The sequence below is a fragment of the Brucella sp. H1_1004 genome (assembly GCF_047308065.1).
GTDB classification, from domain to species: domain Bacteria; phylum Pseudomonadota; class Alphaproteobacteria; order Rhizobiales; family Rhizobiaceae; genus Brucella; species Brucella pseudogrignonensis_B.
Genome location: NZ_JAYKZA010000001.1, coordinates 1,058,265 through 1,081,584 on the forward strand (window position 1 = coordinate 1,058,265; position 23,320 = coordinate 1,081,584).

The window sequence follows — 23,320 nt, forward strand, 5'->3', positions numbered from 1 at the left end:
TATAAACAATAAGCGCCGTGATATGTTGTGTCACGGCGCTTAATTTTAGCGCTTACCACTTGGTATGGAGGCGCAATAGCGCTTTTCTGCCTTCACCGTAACCGCATACGTAAATGCCCTGACAGCCGGCAACGTAGTTTTTATCGAACAGGTTCGTCACGTTGAGATCGACGCCCCAATTGTCTTTTTCATAGCCAAGCTTCAAGTCAGCCAACGTGACTGCTGGCACTTTCAGCGTGTTTTCCTCGTCTGCATAGGATGAGCCGAGATAGCGTACACCGCCGCCCAGCGTTACACCTTTGAGCACACCTTCCGGAACTGTGTATTGAACGAAAGCCGATGCTTGCTGCTCAGGAAGCAGATATGGGCGATTTCCGATGATGGACGGATTGGTGTCATTCTCTTTGATCTTAAGATCATATGCCGTAACCGAAGCGGTCACTTTCCAGTCATCATTGATGTGGGCCTGAACTTCCAATTCGATCCCGCGGGAATTGACCTTGCCCAGCTGTTCGCGCGCAAAGCTGCTGCCGGTGAGGGCGTTTTCTTTTGTGAGGTCGAACAGTGAAGCTGTAATGAGGCCATCGAAAAATTCCGGGCGATATTTCACACCGACTTCATATTGCGTGCCAGTTTCTGGTTGTGCATAACTGCCATCATAGAGCGTTTCGATAATTGGATTGAAGAACGTGGCTACACTTAAATAGGGTGTGATGCCGTTGTCGAATTCATAGCCTACACCTGCGCGTCCTGACAGACGACCAGTATTATATTCGTAAGCTGGAAGACCCGTCGCTTCTGTCCAGACATAATCATAGCGACCGTTCATCGTAACAATCCAGCCGTCGCCAAATTCTATGCGATCTTGGGCATAGACGCCGAGCTGATGGCGATTGAGCTTTTGATCGATATAATGATCGCGCATTGGCACCTGCGGCGCGCCATAAATGGGATCGTATGGGTTAATCGTCGTTCCTTCGCCAGACTGCTGCATCTGGTCGATACGGAAATAACGATACTCAGCACCAAACAGCAGATTATGGGTGAGAACGCCTGTTGTTACGACGCCTTCAAGCTGATTGTCTGCCTGAAACGTGTTGACCGTCGTATCGTGTTTAAAGTTGATACGCGAAACATAAGGGTTGCCTGGAGCAGGCTGCGGGAGGAATGCATCGTAGCCATAAGCATAGAGGCTATGCTCTTTTACATGCGCCATTCCGTAACGGACATTCTGACGAACAGTCCAATCATTGTCGAACTGGTGTTCAAACTCGTAGCCGATTTGAACCTGTTCGCGCTTATAATCGTCGATGCCCGGTTCAGTCAGATTTGTCTTACGCGAGATTTTTCCAAATTCGGTTGGCACGACGGTGCCATAATAGGGCAGGAAGCTACCGCCATCATGCGTGAGATCGAGATGCGTGTAATTGGCAAGGATGGTAAGACGTGTCGCGACATCTGGTTTATATTCGATGCTTGGAGAAATGACGCCACGAAACTCCTTCGAGTAATCTGTATAGTTATCGCCACCTTGTATCTTGCCGTTGATGCGGTAATTGACTGTTTCTTTCGCTTTGTCGCCAATATCAAAACCGACATAACCATTGCCATAGCTATTAATGCCAGATTCAAGATAGCGAATACGCTCACCATTCGGGCGTTTGCTGATGTAATTGACAATGCCGCCCGGATTGGAGCCGCCATAGAGTGCAGAGGCTGCACCACGCAGAACATCAATACGTTCGATGTCGAAACTATCAATCAGGAAGCCGCCAAATCCATAACTGAAGTTTTGCAATCCGTTGAGATACGTACCATATTGCGTGGCCTCAAAGCCGCGGATGTAAAGCCAGTCAGTGTCGTTATCGACGCCAAAGGGCTGACCAAGAACGCCGGGCGTGTAGCGCAGTGCTTCATCAAGTTTTTGCGCGCCAATGGCATAAATCTGATCGCGTCCAACAACCGAAACAGATTGCGGGATTTTTTCGATCGCCACGCTGTCTTTAGAGCCGGTTTTGGTTGCCTGCGGGACAAAACCGTCGACAGGTGCTGTTCCTGCTGATGGGTTCCCAGTTCCTGTTTGCACAGTAACCGTATCAAGTTTGATTGTTCCGTTTGTATCTTGCGCCAAAGCGAATGTGCTTCCGAACGGCAGTAAGGCGAGCGCTGTACCGCTGGCAAGAACTGCTCTCATCGTGTGCTTGATCGAAGTCGTCATATGGCCTCAGCCCCTCATAGTATTTGATGGGTGCCTGCATTGTTGACGTGAAGTGTTTCCCCAAAACGTCATTCAGGCACGATCATTGCACACTGCAACAGAGTGGCAAATTAATATGAGTGCTTACATCAAGATATGGACGCGGGATTGATCGATATTTCGCTGAATTGAACAATATTTCGATAATGTAATGGGGCTGAAAAATGCGAAATTAAGCTTGCATGCGTATCCATGCTGCGGGTGTCAAGCCAGTCAGTTTTTTAAACACGCGGGTGAAGTGCGCCTGATCAGAAAACCCTGCTATTGCCGCGATATGGGGCAAAGAAACGTTTGGCTGCAATAACAGACTTTGTGTATGTTCGATGCGTCTTTGCATTTGCCACGCGTGTGGTGAGGTACCTGTAGAAGATTTAAAAGCTGTGCAAAAATAGGCTTCGGAAAGATCGGCTAAAGCCGCAAGTTCGTGCAGTCGGACGACACGAAAGCAGTTGGCTTCAATGAAATCAGTTACTCGCCGCAGCTGCCAAGGTGAAAGTTTGCTGGCACGCGCATTTTGTTCCTGGTGCACTTCAAATAATTCACTGACAAGGGCGTTGATCAGTCCTTCGCCATAAAGATCATGTAATGGCGCATCTGACTGACATTCATCTGCAAGAAGGTTGCCAATTTGTTCAATCTTGCTGTTTGAGAATAAGAGACGAGGGCGGCCCATAGCATTATAGTCGAGCGTATTTCCAAAACGCTGTTGAAGCGCACGAGTATCCAAGTGCAAATCGAGGTGTTTAAGCTTGCCCGGCTTTGCAACCCGGCTCCAGATTGTCATGCCTGCTGGTATATAGCAAAGACGTGGTTGTTCCCTTGTCGCAACTGGATTACGCAAATTTCGCTCGGGTCGAATTGTCAATTCACCACGGCTCTCTAAAACGAGAAAAAGTCGGGGGGCTTGGGAAACATATTCGCCGCGTGCACCGGGGCCGCAATCAACCGTCCAGACATCGGCAATCGCTCCATGCCATACGCGATAATGAAGATCGTCCAGCAAGCTGACGTCTTCGATATGACTGGTCATGTTTGGATGGAAGCCCAATGTATCTTTCCATGGACAGAGTTTTCAGACGTTGATAACGACAAAAGCCGCGCATGAGAATTTTAACATGTATATATTGATCATGTTTTGCTATCAACCGGCAAACCAATCTCGAACGGACCAGATTTATGACTGCCGCATTGTTTGAACTTGAGAATGTCAGTTTCGCAGTTCCGGGGCGTACTCTTTTGCAGCCACTGACCATGTCGATACCTGCGGCAAGTCTGACGGCGCTTATTGGTCACAACGGGTCGGGCAAATCTACACTTCTTAAAATTCTCGCTCGGCAGCACCCTGCATCTGGCGGAACTGTGCGCTTTGCAGGAAAAGCCCTCAATGAATGGGGCGACAGGGCATTCGCGCGCAAACTAGCCTATCTGCCACAACAGACATCTGCAGCGAACGGTATGCTTGTGAAAGAACTCGTGGCATTGGGCCGTTATCCTTGGCACGGCGCTCTTGGTCGTTTTGGTGCTATTGATCGCCAGAAAGTCGAAGAAGCAATTGAGCTCACAGGAATAGCGCCTTTTGCAGATCGTATGGTCGACACGCTTTCAGGTGGCGAACGTCAGCGTGTCTGGCTCGCAATGCTCGTCGCTCAAGACGCAGAATGCCTGTTGCTTGATGAGCCGACATCTGCACTCGACATTGCACATCAGATTGAAGTTTTGTCACTCGTGCAAAAACTATCACATGAGAAAAATCTCAGCGTGTTCGTCGTTCTGCATGATGTGAACATGGCGGCACGCTTTTGCGATGCTGTATTTGCCCTGCACAGTGGCCGTTTGATTGCGCAATCATCTCCTGAAGGCATTATGGTGCCGGAACGTCTGAAAGAAATTTATGGAGTTCCAATGGACGTCATGAAGCATTCGATGACGGGTCATTTGATCGCCGCTCCCGTGTAGGAGGTGAGTTTAACATTACGGCTTATAATCTGCTCTGTTAATGCCGTGCCTCTGCATTTTGTCGTAAAATGTCTTGCGCGGAATGCCGAGCGCCTCCAGCGTATCCTGCACATTGCCGTTGTATGCTGTTAGCGTTTCGCGAATGAGTTCAGCTTCAAAACGCTCGAGACGTTTTGGCAGTGTTTCCTGTTCCTCGTGCAAACGAGATGATCGTTGAGAAGGGATTTTAACACCTAAAGCAAACCGCTCAGCGAAATGCACCAGCTCACGGACGTTTCCCGGCCAGCTATGTTCCATCAAATAGCGCTGTGTCGTGCTATCCAGTGTAGGCATGTCACGATTGAAGCGTCGTGCAGCACGTGCAAGAAAATGCGAAAAGAGTAGCGGAATGTCGTCACGACGCTCGCGCAATGGCGGGATCGTCAACGTCACGACATTCAACCGATAATAAAGGTCTTCACGAAAATCGCCGCGTTGCAGTGGGTCACCCAGATCGATCTTTGCGGCGGCGACAACGCGCAGATCAATGGGGCGAACGTCGTTGGTGCCAAGCGGTGTGATCTCGCGCATTTCGAGAACGCGCAGAAGCTTTACCTGTGTTGCAGGCGGCATGCTTTCTATTTCATCTAAAAATAGCGTTCCGCCGCTTGCGTGTTCGATACGTCCGACGCGTTTCTTTTGAGCGCCGGTAAACGCGCCCGCTTCATGACCGAAGAGTTCGCTTTCGATCACTGTTTCGGGCAAAGCTCCGCAATTGAGAGCAACGAAATTACCTTTGCGACGGCCACCCCAATCATGAAGCAATTGAGCAACGACTTCTTTGCCGCTTCCGGTTTCGCCCGCAATCAGAACATCAACATTGGTATCAGCGATATCACGGATGATACGGCGGAGGTTTTCAATTGCTGGTGTTTGGCCGATAAGCGGCATATCGTTTTGCGCATCGTCCGCTAATTTACGCAGTCTGCGATTTTCGAGAACCAGTTTTCGATGTTCTGCTGCCCTTAAAACACTGTGAATCAACCGATCAGCAGCAAAAGGTTTAGCAATAAAATCGTAAGCTCCATTCTGAATAGTCTGCACTGCCATGGGTATATCGCCATGGCCGGTGATCAGAATAACGGGCAGATCGATATCAATTGCTTGAATGCGCGCGAACAGCTCCAATCCGTCGACTTTCGGCATACGAACATCTGTTATTATGACGCCTTCGAATGCGGCTGTAATCGCCGGTAATGCTTCAGTCGAACTCCCAAAGTCATGCACGTCATAACCTGCAAGCTCCAAAGTCTGTCGTGTAGCCCGGCGCAGTTCCTTATCATCATCGACCAGTATAACGGGAATGTTCATCATGCTTTCTTAAACTCTACGCGGAAGGTCGTGCCGTTGAGGCTGCTTTTTGCCGATATTTTCCCGCCATAATCAGTGAGGATTTCCTTCACGATTACCAGACCAAGACCAAGGCCGTGGTCTTTCGACGTATTAAAAGGCGAAAAGAGATTTTCCTGAATGTTTTGTGGGATGCCGGCACCATTGTCAGAAATGGTCAGTACAACGCTTTTAGAAAGCGACTTTGATCTGACTTTAATCTTGCCGCTATTTCCTTTAATTTCAACGGCTTCAAGAGCATTTTGAAATAGGTTTATCAGCACTTGTTCCAGTCTCAATGAATGTCCGGTAATTTTCACGTCGTTGGATGGTAACTCAATGTCAAACTGATCCATGCTGCCCGAAAAGCGGCTGCGTAGCAGGACAAGTGCACCCGATATAATCTCTGCGAGTGGCACGGCTTCTGACGGCCGATGGCCTTTGCGTGCAAAAGTGCGCAAGTCACCGGTGATCGCCCCGATGCGTTCTGTCAGTGTCGCAATTTCTGTAAGATTTTCGGTCGCAGCATCCAGTTGTTTTCGCTCAAGAAAAATACGCGCATTGTCTGCATAAGCGCGAATGGTTGCGACAGGCTGGTTTATTTCATGCGCAACACCCGCTGCAACTTGCCCCATGATCGCCAGTCGGTTGGCGTGAACAAGATCTTGTTGGACGCCTTGAAGCATTGTCTCGGTTCTATGGTGATCGCTGATCTCTGACTGCAACCGGTCACGTGCTTTAACCAAGTCTCGTGTTCGTTCAATAACACGATCCTCAAGTTCAGCTTGTCGCCGTTGTGCATCCGCAATGCGTGCGATAATCCTCTGTCTTCGGCGCAACACGATGCCAATAAGCGTGGCGATGGCTGCGATGATAATGAATGCGACAAGGCGAGCCTCGCGAACCGCAGCCTCAACAGGCGCCCGCATGAGCGCAAGACTGTATATTTGCCACGGCGTTGTTTCGACAGGCGAAGCGATCGCCAGATAATCTGTATTCTTAGCCGTCCCGGGAAGAAGCGCTTCAACCAGAACTGTATCACTATCACCATCAATGGGTTTCATTGAGAGCGGTAGCGGCTTGAGTGGAGCATCGCCAAATTGAAGACTCTGGCGAATGGCTTCAACGCGTTTTGGAGGGAATTCGCCAATCGTCATAAAGCGCCAAGACGGAAGGCTGGTGATCAATACGATACCACGATCATCAGTCACAAAAGTCGGACGCCCGGTTTCGTGCCAGTCTTTTTCGAGTTGATCGAATGAAAGCTTCACAACCACAACACCAAGTGGTCCATTTTTGCCGTCAATACGCCGTGCGATATAAAGCCCCGGCAGATGGCTCACATTGCCCAATGCAAAATATTCTGTGCTGCCGTCTTTCAGTGAGCCTTTAAAATATGGTCTGAATTGATAATCATTCCCGACAAAACTGTCCGGTTCGCGCCAGTTACTGGCTGCGATCGCAGAACCGTTAAGGCCAATAAGATAAATAACAGCTGCCTGAGTACCTTCCGCAAGCGCTTCGAATTTGCGGTTCAAAAGATCAATCGTTGCAGAATTGTTTGTTTCTAGGGCGTCTGTAAGTTCTTTGTCTTTCGATAAAACGAGAGGCAGAGCGCGTTGTTTTTCCAGTACAGCCCGAAGAAACGCCGCATTGAGGTTGGAGTCGATACGCGTTTGCTCGCGCAGGCTCTGTAATGCGCGCTCGCGGGCATTATTCCCGACAAACCAGAAGGCCAAGGCAAAAACAACAATACAAACGATGCCAAACACCCACCAGGTGATGCGGTTGGAATGTGATGCCAGTGGCGATTTAGCGGCTATATTGGGCTGCGTTCTCATTTCTATATTGTGCATTAAATAGCACAAACAAGAAAGATTAATGTGTGGTACTTCGCACAAATTTAATCTCTTGTAACTTTCATTTTCTAAAAAAATCATAATTTTCAATTAGATAGAATATCTTCTTTCAACTGGCACGGACCTTGCAAATCATGACGCGACCGGCAGCGCTGCTGCCGAACGAAAGAACGAATGGCTCGGGAGGCTGGACGTGATCCGGATAGAGCCAAATGGAGGAAGTCATGATTGCTGTACCAAATGGTGCCGTGGACGAACCACGCCGCCCAATCCCTCTTTACAAGCAGCTCTATGTCCAGGTTCTGGTCGCAATTGCAGCGGGCATTCTGCTCGGGCATTTTTACCCGGAGTTTGGCACCCAGCTTAAGCCGTTGGGCGATGCATTCATCAAGCTTGTTAAGATGATCATTGCGCCGGTTATTTTCCTAACCGTTGCGACTGGCATTGCCGGTATGACCGATATGAAGAAAGTCGGACGTGTGGCTGGCAAAGCTATGATCTACTTTCTTACTTTTTCTACCCTCGCGCTCATCATCGGCCTGATTGTTGCCAATCTTGTGCAGCCGGGCGCGGGCATGCACATTGATCCCGCGTCACTCGATCCGCAAGCTGTCGCGAACTACACTGAAAAGGCGCACGAGCAGACCATTACTGGCTTTTTGTCAGGCATTATTCCAACAACGATTGTTGGTGCATTTGCATCTGGCGATATTCTGCAGGTGCTGTTCTTCTCGGTTCTGTTTGGTATTTCGCTCGCTATGGTTGGCGAGAAAGGCAAGCCGGTTACTGATTTCCTTCAGATGCTGACGACACCCGTTTTCAAGCTCGTGTCGATCCTGATGAAGGCAGCGCCAATCGGTGCCTTTGGCGCTATGGCGTTTACAATTGGCAAATATGGTATCGGCTCGATTGCCAATCTCGCCATGCTGATTGCGACCTTCTATATCACAGCTCTTCTGTTTGTAGTTTTCGTTCTCGGTGCTGTCGCTCGTTATAATGGCTTCTCGATAATCGCGCTTGTCCGTTATATCAAGGAAGAGCTGTTGCTTGTTCTTGGCACATCGTCGTCCGAAGCCGCATTGCCGAGCCTTATGGACAAGATGGAAAAGGCGGGTTGCAAACGCTCCGTTGTTGGCCTTGTCATCCCTACCGGTTATTCGTTCAATCTTGATGGCACGAATATCTACATGACGCTGGCGGCCCTTTTCATCGCACAAGCGACGGATATTCCGTTGTCGTTGACCGATCAAATATTGCTCCTGCTGGTCGCCATGCTCAGCTCCAAGGGTGCAGCTGGCATTACGGGCGCGGGCTTCATCACACTGGCGGCAACGCTCTCTGTTGTTCCGGCAGTGCCTGTAGCTGGCATGGCGTTGATCCTCGGCATAGATCGCTTCATGTCAGAATGCCGTGCTTTGACCAATCTCGTTGGCAATGCGGTTGCAACAATCGTGGTTGCACGTTGGGAAAATGAGCTGGATGTCGAGCGTCTCAATGCTGCGATGAATGGCAAGCCGATGGAAATTGAACCTGAACCGATTGACGAAGGCTTTTTGCAGCCAGCAGAATAATTTCTTATTTCGATCAATGAAAACGGCCCGCTCTAGGCGGGCCGTTTTGTTTATTTATTGTCTTCAGCTGCTTTGCCTTGCGTGATCAAGCGTGCACTGTGCTGGCCTGATATGAATGTCCAGAGCCAACTCCATGCAACGGCTGCACGACTGCGCGTACCGATCAGGAAGAAGATATGGGCGATGCCCCATACCCACCAAGCGAGCGATCCCTTGAGCTTGATGCGCCCCATGTCAACCACAGCTGCGCCGCGACCAATCGTTGCAAGATTGCCCTGATGGCGATAGCGGAATGGTGCTGGCGTTGCTGTTCCTGAAACACGACTCCGAATGACTTTCGCAACATAGGCGCCTTGTTGCTTGGCAGCGGGAGCAATGCCAGGAACAGGTTTACCGTCTGGCCCTTCAACCCAAGCAGTATCGCCAATCACGAAAACATTCTCATGGCCGGGTACGCTAAGGTCTGGCAAGACGCGTGCGCGTCCCGCACGATCACTCTCCGCGCCAAGCCAAGTTGCCGCAGGTGAGGCGGCCACACCTGCTGCCCAGATTGTCGTCTCGCATGGAATAAACTCATCACCGACGGTCACGCCATGCTCGGTAATTTCCTTGACTGGCACGCCGAGGCGTACTTCAACGCCGATCTTCTCCAGAGCTTTTTGCGCATAGGCAGAGAGATCATCAGGGAAGGCGGCCAAAATGCGCGGGCCAGCTTCCACCAGCAAAATACGCGCCTGACGCGTATCGATATTCCGAAACTCGGGCCACATTGTATCCTTGGCCAGCTCTGCAATGATTCCTGCGAGTTCAACGCCGGTCGGTCCCCCACCAACCACCGAGAATGTCAGCAATGCCTGCCGCTTTGCAGTATCGGCTTCACGTTCCGCCCGTTCAAATGCAAGAAGCAAGCGGCGGCGAATGGTTGTGGCGTCCTCCAGCGCCTTCAGACCGGGCGCCACTTTTTCCCAGCGATCATTGCCAAAATAAGCGTGGCGTGCGCCAGTTGCTAAAACCAGTGTGTCGTAGTCAATCTCGCTACCGTTTTCGAGTTTGACTTTTTTAGATGCCGTATCGACGTCGACAACGGTGCCAAGCAGTGTCGTCACTTCTTTACGGTCCTTGAATAAATGGCGAATTGGCCATGCAATCTCTGATGTTGCCAAAATCGTTGTGGCAACCTGATACAAGAGTGGCTGAAAAAGGTGATGATTACGCTGATCGACAAGCGTAATGCGAACATTTGCGCCTTTCAGATCATGAATTAATTGCAGGCCACCAAAGCCTGCACCGACGACGAGGATATGGGGGGTATCCGGTCCATTCATTGAAGCTATACACCTGAATTTGGCGTGATTACGAGTCACGCTGATAGAAGTTAGTTTCGCCTATAAAATAACGCTACCAGACTGATCGTAAAGAGTTTAACGGCAAAGTGAAGCTTATTCATGATAAAAATTATCATGTTTTGAAAAACGCTTACCTATCCTGATATTATCCAGCGAATATTGCTCTGATTTCGCGGACCTTGTATATGGTATAACTCTATGTAAATGCGTCCAGAAAACCATGCGGCCTGTATGCAGCGCACAAAATAGGGGTAACCCGCGACAGAAGCGGGCATCTAGGAAATTAGTCAATTAATCACGCTTCGACGTGGGATAGTCGAGCCAATGGTCCGAAACATCACCAAGTTTTAAGCTAAAAGTCGTCGCGATGATTCATATGACGCACATAGGCAAAAGCGGTACCTGCCAAGACTGGCAAAATAACCAGCGCCATCCAGAAGAAAATATTGCTCATGTTACCCTCCCATTCCTAGTCATGTTAACACAATTTAAAGATATGTGAATAACTCATTAATCCAGCAGTTGTTCCATAATAAAAATTGAGGTCACTCCGATCAATACTTGGAATGCGGTGTTTTATTTCGTCTTATTTACAAGGATAGGAATCCTGTCAGTTATCCGTTTGCGAAATGAGTTTCCAACATTGCGTTGCTCCGACACTCAATAGCTATTGCAAGAAAGTCATTGTTTGATTAGAACTGGCCTTACATCAAGAGTTGGGGCGACGCCCAACGCCAACCTGCCTTCCCGGGCAAGGTGGTACTTCCTGAAAAGGAAGGATGTGGCCCAACCGGCAAATATACGGATGAAGCCACACGCGTCTGCCCCGATAAAACGAAGGACTGACGCGCATGCCTATTAAAATTCCTGACGATCTGCCTGCTACCAGTGTTCTCGAAGCAGAGGGCGTTATGGTGATGCGTGAGGCAGATGCTGTTCGTCAGGATATCAGGCCGTTGAAAATCGGCCTTCTCAATCTGATGCCAAATAAAGTAACCACGGAAACGCAGATTGCGCGTTTGCTCGGTGCAACACCGCTGCAACTGGAATTGACGCTTGTGCGTATCACCAATCACGTAGCGCGCCACACGCCTGCCGATCATATGCTGTCATTTTATCAGCCATGGGAAGATGTCCGTAATGAGCGTTTTGATGGCTTTGTAATTACCGGCGCGCCTGTCGAGCGCATGCCGTTTGAAGACGTGACCTATTGGGATGAGATGCAACGGGTTTTCGACTGGACGCAAACCCATGTCCATCGCACACTCAACATCTGTTGGGCTGCTCAGGCGGCTGTGTATCATTTCCATGGCATGGGAAAATACGATTTGCCGGGCAAGGCGTCGGGTGTATTCAGCCAACAAAACCTTGAGCCATCTTCTCCGTATCTGCGCGGTTTCTCTGACGACTTTGCTATTCCGGTTTCACGCTGGACGGAAGTTCGCAAAGACGACATTCCATCAGGTAGCAATCTCAAAGTTCTTGTCGATAGCCCTGAAAGCGGTCTTTGTCTGTTGGAAGATCCAAAGCATCGTTCGCTGCACATGTTCAACCATGTTGAATATGATACGACCTCACTTGCAGATGAATATTTCCGGGATATTCAGCTGTCGCCGGATACGCCCGTTCCCGCAAATTATTTCCCGAATAATGATCCCAGCCGTAAACCGCAGAATTGCTGGCGTGGACATGCCCATTTGTTGTTCGGCAACTGGATCAATGAGATGTATCAGTCCACGCCATATGACCTGGAAAATATTGGCAAGTCTTGAAAATGATTAAGCTCATCCCAAATTTGGGATGAGCTTTTTTATCAGGATGAACTTGCAAAACGCTGCACAAACTTATGCCATTGATCTTCACTGCCGTAGAAAACGTTGAGATCAATTTTTTCGTTGACCCCTTGCGACAGTCCCGATCCAGAATATTGCCAGAACAACCAGCGGCGGCCCGGATAGACCTTAGAAGGGTGCTGAGCTACTGCGCGAAGCCAGAACGGGTAATCGGTAAACGCGCCCTTGAGATTGTCATCGTAAAAGTCGGGCGCGGTATAAATGACGGGGCGCTTGCCATAATGACGCTCCAGCGCATCCATGAATACCTGCATTTTTTCACGGACCTGCGCAGGCGACGGGCGGCGTTTACATGAGGAATCGCCGTTCCATTCTACATCAATCACCGGCGGCAAGGCATCAGGATCGTTTGGCACGTTACGGATAAACCAGTCAGCTTGCTGGCTCGCAACACGGCACCAATAGAAGAAATGGTATGCGCCGCGCTTAAGACCTGCAGCCTTTGCTTCACGCCAGTTTTTACGGAACATCGGATCAAGATGATCGCCGCCGTCGGTGGCTTTGATATAAGCGAAGTTTGCACCGTTCTTACGCAATGTTGCCCAGTCAATATTGCCTTGCCAGCGAGAAACATCAACACCGTGCACGGCGTGCTGACGGGGAGAGGCCTTGCCGAAATTGATTGGCTTGGCATCGCGGAAACGCTGTCCATACACACGAGAACGCTGCGCAGGTGCTAAGCGAACCGGTGGATAGGCCGCAATCTCTGGCTTCGGCATTGAAACAGGCGTGATGATGCGTTGCTCAGCGGGCTTCGCGACAGGCGCAGGAGGGGTGGCTTTGAATGGCCCTGCGTCGGGCACAGGCCCGGCCCATGCCAGCACTTCATGTTGTGGAACAGGCGGCAATGTTTGTGAGGTTCGTGCAACATCCATAACGGGTTCTGCAGGTCTTATGACAGAGCCGGTCAGATCAGCAGATGGTTGCGGCATCAGGCTGTCTATGCCTGAACTTGACGTGCATCCCGCAAGGGCTGTGCAGGCGAGGGCAATCGCAGACATAACTGAAAAACGCATGATACCCACACACAAAACTCAGGCCTTCAGAAGCCATTTATAGTGGCTGTACGAAGGCTATCGACCAACACACGCAATGCTCACCTCAAGCAGATTGCTGACCAAAGCGTATGATAGAATGTTGAATTCAAAGTTTATAAAAGGCTTAATAAACAGCATATTCAACATATGGTTAATTTGAATAATTTTATTTAAAATCAATATTTTATCATAAAAATATAATAAATTAATATAACTCGGTATATTAATATTTATGGATCAAGCGCGTTTAACAGATTGATCGAAATCTTGCTCAAAAATTTGCTCTGCAAAAGGCTTTGGCTTTACGCTTTCAATCTGCATCATCAAATCAGCGATTTTATCTGGGCTGGAAATACCGCATTCATAAATCTGGATAATCTCGCGGGCCATTTCATCTTTTTGTGGTGACGTTACCGGGCAGCGTCCCAGACGCTGACAAGACATAACAAAAGCCACCTGCAACTGCTCGAGAACAGCAGGGCTAAAACGCTTAAAATAGTAATCCCTCGAGAACGGCATATTGGTTCATTCATTGTTGGTCGTGATGGACCGAATCTCACAACTTGCATTTCGCTTGTAAAGGCAAGCCTGTAGTAAATCTTAAAGCTATACTACCATATAACAGGATAGTTTACATTGTGTAACAGATTTCAACTGCGCATTAATTCCACTCGCGCTGCGATTGCAGCAATCTTTTCTGGATCATATTCACCAGATTGATATGTTCTGATAATAACGCGGGCGAGCTCATTTTTCGCCTCATGCGTTGTCGGGCAGCGGTCTAACAACGCGCAGCTTCGATTATATGCAGCCTGCATCAGCTGCAAATCTTCGGGTGCGAACGTTCCGTGATACTCTTTGCCTCTGAATGGCATTTTGTTCTCCCCCATCAATTACATGATTGAAGCTCGTATTTCTAAATAAAGCAACAGCATTTTAAGATAGGTCTGATATGTATCATTCAGGCTTCTCTGAGACAGTTTCAAAACCATCACAATTGCAGTGCATATCGCTATAAATTGACTGAGTGTCTTAATAAAAAGGAAGAGATAGTGAAAATCGGCATCGTTACAGTCTCTGACCGCGCAAGTCGTGGTGAGTACGAAGATTTAAGCGGGCCAGCTATCGAAAATTGGCTTAACAGCGCGATTGTCACGCCTTATGAAACGATAAGGCGCGTTATACCGGACGGTATAATATCTGTACGAGACACGTTGATTGATCTCGCCGACAATGTTGAATGCGATCTCATTCTGACGACTGGCGGCACCGGACCAAGCCCACGCGATGAAACCCCGGAAGCGATGAAGATTGTTCTCCATAAAGAGTTACCGGGCTTTGGTGAGCAAATGCGTCGCGTAAGTCTTCAGCAAACGCCCACAGCGATCTTGTCGCGCCAGACAGCAGGCAGTCGCGGTAAAAGCTTTATTCTCAACCTTCCGGGGAAACCTGCTTCGATTGCAATGACCTTGCAGGCGATCTTTCCAGCTGTGCCTTATTGCCTCGACCTGATTGGTGCAGGACGTATTGAAACTGATCCGTCTGTCGTGAAAGCGCATCGACCAGGCTGATTTTCGCGAATTATCGCTATCAACCTCCGTTATGTCGCGACGAAATTGCGCAACCCTGCTTTGCTCTTTTGCATAATTAGTACACTTGCATTTCTCTAATTTGAAGCCGACTATGTGCTAAAAATAAGGGGAATTCAGTGAAGCCATTTGATGAGATGCTTAAACAGGGCAAGGGTGTCCGCCAACCATATGAATTTCTCAAACAATGGCTCGACGAGCAGGATCAGCATAAACTCCTGCAGAAAACTCAGGATGCCGAGAGTGTCTTTCGCAAAACCGGCATTACCTTTGCAGTTTATGGCGATGAAGATGCGGCTGAGCGGCTAATCCCGTTTGACATTATCCCGCGTATTATTTCGGGTCAGGAATGGCGCAAGCTTTCGCAAGGCATCGAGCAGCGTGTGATGGCGCTCAACGCATTTCTCGATGATATTTATCATCGTCAGGAGATTGTGCGGGCAGGGCGTATTCCGAAAGAGCTGATCACCAACAACGAGGCTTTTCTGCCTGAGATGATCGGCTTTCGTCCGCCGGGCAATGTCTATACGCATATTATCGGCGTCGATATTGTGCGCACAGCTGAAAACCAGTTCTATGTTCTTGAGGACAATGCGCGCACGCCGTCCGGCGTTTCTTACATGTTGGAGAACCGTGAAACGATGATGCAGCTTTTTCCAGAGCTGTTTCAGAATGTTAAAGTGCGCCCCGTAGAGAACTATCCGCAACTGCTACGCCAATCACTGGCAAGTGTTGCACCACCCGGAACGCAAGGTGTGCCAACGGTCGCTGTTCTGACACCGGGTATTTATAATTCTGCCTATTTTGAACATGCGTTTCTGGCCGATCAGATGGGTGTTGAACTGGTTGAGGGTAGCGATCTGCGTGTTGTCGATGGTCGTGTGGCGATGCGCACAACGAAAGGCTATCGCACGATTGATGTTCTGTATCGGCGTGTTGACGATGATTATCTCGACCCACTGACATTCAGGCCGGATTCTACGCTTGGCGTTCCGGGTATCATGGATGTTTATCGGGCCGGTAATATCACGATTGCGAATGCACCCGGGACAGGTATCGCCGATGATAAGGCGATTTATTCCTATATGCCGGAAATCGTCGAATTCTATACAGGTCGTAAGGCGATTTTGGAAAATGTGCCGACGTGGCGCTGCTCGGAACCGGATAGTCTTGCTTATGTGTTGGACAATCTGGCCGATCTTGTCGTTAAGGAAGTGCACGGTTCGGGCGGCTATGGCATGCTGGTTGGTCCTGCTGCTACAAAAGCCGAGCGTGATGCCTTTGCTGAAAAGTTGAAAGCGCGTCCGCGTAATTACATTGCGCAGCCGACACTGGCACTTTCAACCACACCGATCTTTACCGAAAGCGGTCTCGCGCCACGCCATGTTGATCTTAGACCATTTGTACTGGTCTCTGATCGTATCCGGATCACGCCGGGTGGGTTGACGCGTGTAGCGCTTAAAGAAGGCTCGCTCGTCGTCAATTCCAGTCAGGGCGGCGGCACCAAGGATACCTGGGTGCTCGACGATTAAAATTACATCACACGCAGCAACTGACAAAAAGATCAGGGCGTAAAAAGGGGAATATTTATGCTTCTTGGCCGTACGGCAAATGGTCTTTACTGGATGTTTCGCTATATTGAGCGGGCCGAAAACATGGCGCGTCTGGTGGATGCGGGATTGCGAATGGCGCTTACCAAAACATCGGATGCACCGGAAGAATGGTCCTCGGTGATCGTTTCGGCTGGCGCAAGCGAGACATTTTCAGCCAAATATCAGGCTTATAATGCAGCGAATGTAGCTGACTTTCTTCTGCGCGATATGGATAACCCATCCAGCGTGATGTCCTGCATGGAAACTGCACGCTCCAATGGGCGTATGGTGCGAACTGCACTCACGCGCGAGGCATGGGAAAGCATCAACGAAGCGTGGATGGTTCTTAAAAAATCATTGTGCAAGCCACTTAAAGAAGCTGACCTGCCGCCACTGCTTGATCAGATAAAGCGCGAAACGGCACTGATCCGTGGTGCATTCCACGGCACTATGCTGCGCAATGAAATCTTTGATTTTGCAGGGCTTGGCACATTCATAGAACGTGCAGACAATACAGCCCGCATTCTCGACGTAAAATATTATGTGCTTCTCCCTGCGGTTTCCTACGTCGGTACCACGCTCGATAATTATCAGTGGGAGTCGATTTTGCGCTCGGTCTCTGCCCATAGATCCTATCGCTGGGTTTATGACGGTGATTATCGCCCGGCGCATGTTGCGGATTATCTTATTTTGAATGGACGTATGCCGCGTTCGCTCAATCATTGCTATCAGAGCATCAATGGACATCTGAATTTTCTGGCCAAGGATTATGGCGATAGCGATGTCTGTCATCAGACAGCGGACAAGATTTACGCAACACTGCAAAATCAGGACATCAGCGCCATTTTCGATATTGGTCTGCATGAATTTCTGACAGAGTTCATCGCGCGTAACAACCGGCTCGGCAACGAGATCGCCGAAACCTATAATTTTTATTGAGGTGATTGCTTGTTGCTCAATATTCGGCACGTTTCCCATTATCGCTACGAAAATCCGGTTCCTTACGCAGTGCAGCGCCTGCGTCTGCGTCCGCCAACTCTTCCCGGCCAAATGGTTAAACATTGGGAATTGAAGATCGAAGGCGGAGAACCAGAGGTTTCTTATATTGATGGTTTTGGTAACAAAACCGATCTTGTTCAGCATGCACGGAATATCACTGAAATTATCATAACTGCCAGCGGTAGCGTCGATGTGGAAGACCGCGTTGGTGTTCTTGGACCTGTTTATGGATATGCTCCTTTGTGGCTGTTTGAGCGCGAAACGCTGTTGACACTGCCAGGGGAGCGAATTCGTGCGCTGGCGGGTGATTTAGGCGGAGCTCAGGAACGTCTTGCATTACTTCATGAACTAATGGGTAAAGTTCATTCGTCCGTGGAGTATATGCCCGGAACGACCAGTGTAGCGACCAATGCCGAAAGTGCATTGGAGGTAGGGAAGGGTGTTTGTCAGGATCACAGCCACATTTTTCTGTCTGCCGCGCGGTTGCTAAAAATCCCGGCACGCTACGTTTCTGGCTATCTGCTGATGGAAGGCACTGATGAACAGACGGCAAGCCATGCCTGGGCCGAGGCGCATGTCGATGGGCTGGGTTGGGTTGGCTTTGATGCCGCAAACAATGTCTGCCCAAATGATCGCTACGTGCGTCTTGCGACGGGCTTGGATTATCGCGATGCAGCTCCGATTTCCGGTGTAAGGCTCGGAGGAGCGGTTGAAAGTCTTGCAGTCCACATCAATGTAGGGCAGTGATTATTTCAACTTAAGATTTGCCTGCCGGAAATTATTGATGACCTATTGCGTTGGAATGAAAATTGATCGTGGCCTTGTGTTCATGTCGGACACGCGGACGAATGCGGGTCTCGATAATATTTCCAAGTTTTCAAAAATGCGGACTTGGTCAACGCCGGGCGAACGGGTGATTGTTCTTTTGTCTGCCGGTAATCTGGCAACAACGCAAGCGGTTGCAAGCCTGGTTGAAGAACGCATGAAAGCACCGGACGAGCGTCATCCTTCATTGTTTGATGCTCCATCAATGTTTCAGGTCGCGCGTCTGATTGGCGATACTGTAAAAGAAGTCATCAGTAATTCTGCAACTGGCGGACAAAATGCTGATGCTTTCGGCGCTTCTTTCATTCTTGGCGGACAGATCAGGGGTGGTCTGCCACGCCTTTTCTATATCTATCCTGAAGGAAATTTCATTGAGAGCTCGGAAGATACGCCATTTTTCCAAATTGGTGAAAACAAGTATGGCAAGCCAATTCTGGTGCGTGCTTATCAGCCGGATATGAGCTTTGAAGATGCTGTTAAACTGCTGCTGGTGTCGTTTGACTCGACGCTGAAGGCCAATCTTTCCGTTGGTCTGCCGCTGGATATGCAGGTGTATGAGGCAGATAGACTTGAACTGGGCGAACACAGACGTTTTGAAGCGAGTGATCCCTATTATCAAACGGTATCGGACAGTTGGTCTGAAGCTTTGAAGGCAGCATTAGAGCAACTCCCTTCATTCAGCTTTGAGAAATAGAAAAGGGCCGGGGAGTAAATCACCCGGCCATTTTATTTTAGTCTTTCGTCACCGTGGCGACATAGTTGGCGTCGGCCACCATATCGAAGTTGTGCACATTGGCACCGGTCACAGCCGTCTCAATCTGCTGGTAGATCACAGCGATCGGGCTTGTTTCCTGAAACTTCTTCTGAATGTCTTTATACATTGCCTCGCGCTTTGTTGTGTCGCGCTCTTCAGCAGCTGCCATGGTTTCAGCGGTCAGTTCAGGAATGTCCCACGACGCCTGCCAAGCCGTGGTGCGCAGATTGACTTCATCGCCATTGTTTGGATTGTTCGTGAAGGTGACGGCATTGGTATGCGGGTCCCAATAATCTGGTCCCCAGATGCCAAGCGCAAGCTGATGCTTACGGGCACGGACTTTCGTTGTGGTTAGCTTGCCATCGCCCTGCAAAATCTCGACATTCACACCAGCCTTCGCCATCGTTTGCTGAATGCTTTCAGCAATACCGACATAAGGTTGATTGTTACGCACGTCGAGCGTGACACTGATTCCGTCTTTTAGTCCTGCCTTTTCAAGCAGTTCCTTGGCTTTCTCAACATTGTAGTCGAATGGATTGTCATCCGTCGCGCCAAACATACCAACCGGCAGGAAGGACTGATGCTTGCGGCCAATTCCCTTGATCAGGGTGCCTTCGATCGTGTCGTAATCAATGAGATATTTCAGCGCCTGACGCACTTCTGGCTTTGCCAATTCAGGCACATTCTGGTTCATCGATAGATAATAAACGCGGCCCTTCGGAGCGTTGATGACGCTGAACTTGCTATTCTTTGCTAGCTGCTCAATGTCGCCCGGTTCCAGATTGCGTGCGATATCAATGTCGCCTGCCTCAAGCAAAAGTCGTTGCGACATGCCTTCTTTGACGTGGCGGTAGATAATCCGCTTCATCGCTGGCGTGGCGTCGGTGTAGTTATCATTACGTTCGAGCAGCAGCACTTCATTGGCGCGCCATTGCTTGAGTGCGAATGGACCTGAACCAGCATAATTGTTCTTCAGCCATTCGTAGCCGAAGTCTGTTTCAAACGGATAGGTGTCGGTCTTTTCCGTCTTCTGCTCGTGCTCTTTGACAAGTTTGCTATCAACGATTGATGCAACGCTGGACGTCAGGCAGTTCATCACAAAGCTTGGCGCAAAAGGCTTGCCGGTCGTGAAAACAAAAGTTTTATCGTCAACGGCTACCGCATTTTGCTCGACGTTTTCGGGTGTAATACCAAACTGACTGAGAATGAATGCCGGGCTCTTATCAAGCTTAATTGCGCGCTGTATGGAGTAGGCGGCATCCTGTGCTGTAATTGGATTGCCCGATGCAAACTTCAAGCCATCACGAATTTTGAAGGTGATCGACTTGCCATCGTCGGAAAAAGTCCAGCTTTCAGCAATCTGCGGGATGATTTTCGTTGGATCTTTGATATCGGTCGTGACCAAGCGTTCATAGGTGCTGGTCAGCATTTCCGATGTTGTGATTTCGAAAATTTCCGCCGGATCAAGCGAAATAATGTCATCGATACTCATCGCGATCACAAGCGTATCGGCGGGTGTTGCAGCTTCTACGGCTTTCGATGATGCCGAAAAACACAGCGCGAAAGCGAGTGCAGCTGGAATGGTTGAGCGCATCAGGCGCGTCGGTGCAGTAAACGTCATACTTTGTCCCTCTGGAGACCACAGGTTTTGCAAGCCTTTGGTCATCGATATCAATGCGTTTCGAGGGCTTCTCTCCGGAAGCCGATTCTCAAGCACGCAATGTTAGTAGATTCCGATTTTTGAGGGCGCACAATAGTTAGAAAGAATTGGGCGCAAATAAAAAAGCGGCTGGAAAATCCAGCCGCTTTTGATTTGAATTTAGAACGGATTATCCGAAGACTTTGAAACGCTCAGCATCATCCATAAAGCCCTTTTCACCAAAAGGCTGTTCATTGGAGCCGAATGGCATTTGTGCGCGAAGCTTCCAGGACGAAGGGATGCCCCAGGTCTTGGCAACTTCAGCGTCAACCAGCGGATTGTAATGCTGAAGGCTTGCACCGATATTCTCATTGGCGAGAGCCGACCAAACAGAGAGCTGCGCCATGCCGCCAGCCTGTTCAGACCAGACAGGGAAGTTGTCTGCATACAATGCAAACTGTTCCTGAAGGCCTTTTACAACGTCCTGATCTTCAAAGAACAGAACCGTACCAGCGCCAGCTGCAAAGCTGTTGAGCTTGGCTTCAGTCTGTTCGAATGCGTCGGCAGGAACGATTTTACGAAGTTCTTCTTTTGCAATGTTCCAAAGCTTGTCGCTTTCAGCTCCAAACAGGATAACAGCGCGGGAGCTCTGCGAGTTAAAGGAAGATGGGGAGTTTTTGACTGCTTCACGGATCAGTTCCGCCACAGCATCCTTGGAGATTGGCAGGTTCTTTCCAAGTGCGTACTGCGTGCGGCGCTTCTTGAGAGCGTCAATATAGCTATTGCTCATCGTGCATGTTCCTGTTGTTACGGCGATTCTGCACTGCATACCTAATGCAGCAAAGTGAAAACTCTGTTGCAAAATATTGTGATTTTAGAAGGAGAAGCCAGCCCATGTTTCTGAAACACACTGTCAACAGATACGGCCTATTTCGGTTTCAGTGTTTCATTTGTCGAAACGAATTAGGAGTCATGGCTTAGAAAAATCTGCGTCGGACTTTTATCTCACTATAAAATCTGACAAAATTTATAGGAAATAAATAAGAGCCTATAAAAGCCGGCGCGTAAATTCTGCGGCTCGCATAAGTCAAATGGGGATTATGATTTGAAGTCATTTATTATTGTGGGGGGTGGCGCGAGCGGCGTTCTGATGGCCGCTCAATTGCTGAAAAAGTCCTCCGAAACGTATATTCGTATTTTTGAACGCTCGGGAAACATCGGCGCCGGTATTGCTTATTCGACGCAGAATCCTAACCATTTGCTCAATGTCCGCGCCAGCAATATGAGTGCGTTTGTGGACGAACCAGGCCATTTTTTAAATTGGCTTCAAACGCATTCCGAAGATGCTACAGACGAAACATGGGATGCCCATTCTTTTGCACCCCGTTGCGTCTATCACCACTATCTCAACGATCTTCTCAAGCCGCATCTAGGAGAAGATACCCCGCGCATTTTGATAGAAAGTGCAGAAATATCTGATATTGCATTTGAGGGTGAGCAACCGCGCGTCGAAACAGTCGATGGGAAAAGTTTTTCGGCAGACGCGGTAATTATTGCCACGGGTAATGAGGCCTCAATAGCGGCGTCTGGGCGTTATGTGACTGAGTACTGGTCAAGTAATGGTTATTTCGACATTCCCCCAGAACATTCCGTTGCTATCTTTGGCTCTGGATTGTCGATGGTCGATAGCGTGATTTCACTGCTTGATCGAGGGCATACAGGTAAAATTCATGCAATTTCACGACGCGGATTGGTTCCAGCTGCACATGCCCCGTCTGACCCCATTTCAATTGAAGCAAGCTCTCTGCCGATCGCTGATGGTTTGCCAGCATTAATCCGCATAGTTCGCAAGATGATTTCGCACTGTGAGTCTGAGGGCAGAAGCTGGCGCAGCGTGATTGATGCGCTTCGGCCGCATACACGGAATATCTGGAATCGATTACCTATCCGGCAACGCCAGAGTTTTCTGCGTCATTTACGGCCGTGGTGGGATGTTCATCGTCACCGCATGGCTCCTGCAATTGCAAAACGCATTGAGGCTGCACAGCAATCAGGCCAACTGACAATTACAGCCGCACATCTTTTATCAGTCAAAGACGAGGGTGATCATATTGCAGTTCGCTATCGTGAGCGTCATGCCTCAAAAGAAGCAGAACTGGATGTTCAATCCATTATCGATTGCCGTGGCGGTAGCACGCGCTTTTCCATAACACGAAATGCCGCTTTAATGAGTCTTATGGAAAACGGTTTGGGAAGGCCTGATCCACTCGATCTGGGTCTCGATGTAACTTCAGATTTGCAGTTGCTGAATGCCCGCGGAGAACCGGCGGGACCATTCTTTGCAATTGGCCCGCTAACAAAGGGCTTGTTCTGGGAGGTGACAGCTGTTCCAGATATACGCTCACAGGCAGCACAATTGGCTGCGGCGCTTGTCGAAGGTTAGGAATCGCTAATCAAATGAATTTATGCCTTGTCATTTGAATGCAAAACTTTCGCGTCAATATGACCGATAAAGAGCGGCCACATGGGAAATACATGCCTCGAAACTAATCTTTGCGGTTCATTCTACAATAAAATGATTCAAAATAACGCGATAAGCCATTGAAAGCTATTGCCATAAAAGTGCCTAGCCGGTCATAATAAAGACATCGGAATTTATGATTCCTCTCGACACC

Annotated in this window: 19 protein-coding genes and 1 riboswitch; of the genes, 9 read left to right on the top strand and 10 right to left on the bottom strand. The window is 49.2% G+C overall.

Annotated features, from left to right (window positions below; all coding sequences use genetic code 11):
• Nucleotides 1–52: 52 nt before the first annotated feature.
• Nucleotides 53–2,218, bottom strand: a complete 2,166-nt coding sequence (locus U2P60_RS05165) for a TonB-dependent siderophore receptor (RefSeq protein WP_413571634.1) — start codon at nt 2,216–2,218, stop codon at nt 53–55.
• 211 nt (nt 2,219–2,429) lie between these two features.
• Nucleotides 2,430–3,287 (bottom strand): helix-turn-helix transcriptional regulator, encoded by an 858-nt coding sequence (locus U2P60_RS05170; protein WP_413571636.1) that lies wholly within the window; start codon nt 3,285–3,287, stop codon nt 2,430–2,432.
• 146 nt (nt 3,288–3,433) lie between these two features.
• On the opposite strand from U2P60_RS05170, the gene U2P60_RS05175 reads away from it, so the two are divergent.
• Entirely contained in the window at nt 3,434–4,213 is a 780-nt protein-coding gene (locus U2P60_RS05175) for an ATP-binding cassette domain-containing protein (protein WP_413571639.1), read from the top strand.
• A 15-nt stretch (nt 4,214–4,228) separates the two neighbouring features.
• Here the strand turns inward: U2P60_RS05175 and U2P60_RS05180 are convergent, their stop codons facing one another.
• Nucleotides 4,229–5,566, bottom strand: a complete 1,338-nt coding sequence (locus tag U2P60_RS05180) for a sigma-54-dependent transcriptional regulator (protein ID WP_413571640.1) — start codon at nt 5,564–5,566, stop codon at nt 4,229–4,231.
• Nucleotides 5,563–7,437: a sensor histidine kinase gene (locus tag U2P60_RS05185; protein WP_413571641.1), complete on the bottom strand. Its 1,875-nt coding sequence runs from the start codon at nt 7,435–7,437 to the stop codon at nt 5,563–5,565. Before U2P60_RS05185 ends, U2P60_RS05180 begins: the two co-directional genes overlap by 4 nt.
• Before the next feature lie 227 nt (nt 7,438–7,664).
• Between U2P60_RS05185 and U2P60_RS05190 the strand changes: the two genes are divergently transcribed.
• Nucleotides 7,665–9,011, top strand: a complete 1,347-nt coding sequence (locus U2P60_RS05190) for a dicarboxylate/amino acid:cation symporter (RefSeq protein ID WP_313829537.1) — start codon at nt 7,665–7,667, stop codon at nt 9,009–9,011.
• Nucleotides 9,012–9,061: 50 nt separating this feature from the next.
• On the opposite strand, the gene U2P60_RS05195 is transcribed toward U2P60_RS05190, so the two are convergent.
• Complete coding sequence (locus U2P60_RS05195) at nt 9,062–10,336, bottom strand: NAD(P)/FAD-dependent oxidoreductase (RefSeq protein ID WP_413571643.1); 1,275 nt, start codon at nt 10,334–10,336, stop codon at nt 9,062–9,064.
• Nucleotides 10,337–11,058: 722 nt separating this feature from the next.
• A riboswitch (SAM-I-IV-variant riboswitch) is annotated at nt 11,059–11,168 on the top strand.
• A gap of 40 nt (nt 11,169–11,208) precedes the next feature.
• Here U2P60_RS05195 and U2P60_RS05200 point away from each other — a divergent pair.
• Nucleotides 11,209–12,129, top strand: a complete 921-nt coding sequence (locus tag U2P60_RS05200; protein WP_413571644.1) for a homoserine O-succinyltransferase — start codon at nt 11,209–11,211, stop codon at nt 12,127–12,129.
• A gap of 41 nt (nt 12,130–12,170) precedes the next feature.
• Here U2P60_RS05200 and U2P60_RS05205 read toward each other — a convergent pair whose 3' ends face one another.
• From U2P60_RS05205 to U2P60_RS05215, 3 genes are all read right to left on the bottom strand, one after another.
• Nucleotides 12,171–13,226: a GH25 family lysozyme gene (locus U2P60_RS05205; RefSeq protein ID WP_413571645.1), complete on the bottom strand. Its 1,056-nt coding sequence runs from the start codon at nt 13,224–13,226 to the stop codon at nt 12,171–12,173.
• 258 nt (nt 13,227–13,484) lie between these two features.
• Nucleotides 13,485–13,766, bottom strand: a complete 282-nt coding sequence (locus tag U2P60_RS05210; RefSeq protein WP_413571647.1) for a hypothetical protein — start codon at nt 13,764–13,766, stop codon at nt 13,485–13,487.
• A gap of 131 nt (nt 13,767–13,897) precedes the next feature.
• Entirely contained in the window at nt 13,898–14,122 is a 225-nt protein-coding gene (locus U2P60_RS05215) for a hypothetical protein (RefSeq protein WP_250041983.1), read from the bottom strand.
• 177 nt (nt 14,123–14,299) lie between these two features.
• Between U2P60_RS05215 and mog the strand changes: the two genes are divergently transcribed.
• The 5 genes from mog to U2P60_RS05240 all read left to right on the top strand — a co-directional run bounded on the left by mog (nt 14,300) and on the right by U2P60_RS05240 (nt 18,946).
• On the top strand, nt 14,300–14,818 hold the full coding sequence (gene mog / locus U2P60_RS05220; RefSeq protein ID WP_313829542.1) for a molybdopterin adenylyltransferase: 519 nt from the start codon (nt 14,300–14,302) through the stop codon (nt 14,816–14,818).
• Nucleotides 14,819–14,955: 137 nt separating this feature from the next.
• Nucleotides 14,956–16,368 carry a circularly permuted type 2 ATP-grasp protein gene (locus U2P60_RS05225; RefSeq protein ID WP_413571648.1) on the top strand — a complete coding sequence of 471 codons (1,413 nt, stop codon included), beginning with the start codon at nt 14,956–14,958 and terminating at the stop codon, nt 16,366–16,368.
• A gap of 57 nt (nt 16,369–16,425) precedes the next feature.
• Nucleotides 16,426–17,367, top strand: coding sequence for an alpha-E domain-containing protein (locus U2P60_RS05230; protein ID WP_413571649.1), 942 nt, complete (start codon nt 16,426–16,428; stop codon nt 17,365–17,367).
• A 9-nt stretch (nt 17,368–17,376) separates the two neighbouring features.
• A complete protein-coding gene (locus tag U2P60_RS05235; protein WP_413571650.1) occupies nt 17,377–18,174 on the top strand; it encodes a transglutaminase family protein in 798 nt (265 codons plus the stop codon).
• 37 nt (nt 18,175–18,211) lie between these two features.
• Nucleotides 18,212–18,946, top strand: a complete 735-nt coding sequence (locus tag U2P60_RS05240; RefSeq protein WP_413571651.1) for a peptidase — start codon at nt 18,212–18,214, stop codon at nt 18,944–18,946.
• Between the two features lie 37 nt (nt 18,947–18,983).
• On the opposite strand, the gene U2P60_RS05245 is transcribed toward U2P60_RS05240, so the two are convergent.
• On the bottom strand, nt 18,984–20,627 hold the full coding sequence (locus U2P60_RS05245; RefSeq protein WP_413571652.1) for an ABC transporter substrate-binding protein: 1,644 nt from the start codon (nt 20,625–20,627) through the stop codon (nt 18,984–18,986).
• A 208-nt stretch (nt 20,628–20,835) separates the two neighbouring features.
• Nucleotides 20,836–21,435, bottom strand: coding sequence for a nitroreductase family protein (locus U2P60_RS05250; RefSeq protein ID WP_313829550.1), 600 nt, complete (start codon nt 21,433–21,435; stop codon nt 20,836–20,838).
• A gap of 315 nt (nt 21,436–21,750) precedes the next feature.
• Here U2P60_RS05250 and U2P60_RS05255 point away from each other — a divergent pair, with 315 nt between their 5' ends.
• Nucleotides 21,751–23,088: an FAD/NAD(P)-binding protein gene (locus U2P60_RS05255; RefSeq protein ID WP_413571653.1), complete on the top strand. Its 1,338-nt coding sequence runs from the start codon at nt 21,751–21,753 to the stop codon at nt 23,086–23,088.
• Nucleotides 23,089–23,320 lie beyond the last annotated feature (232 nt).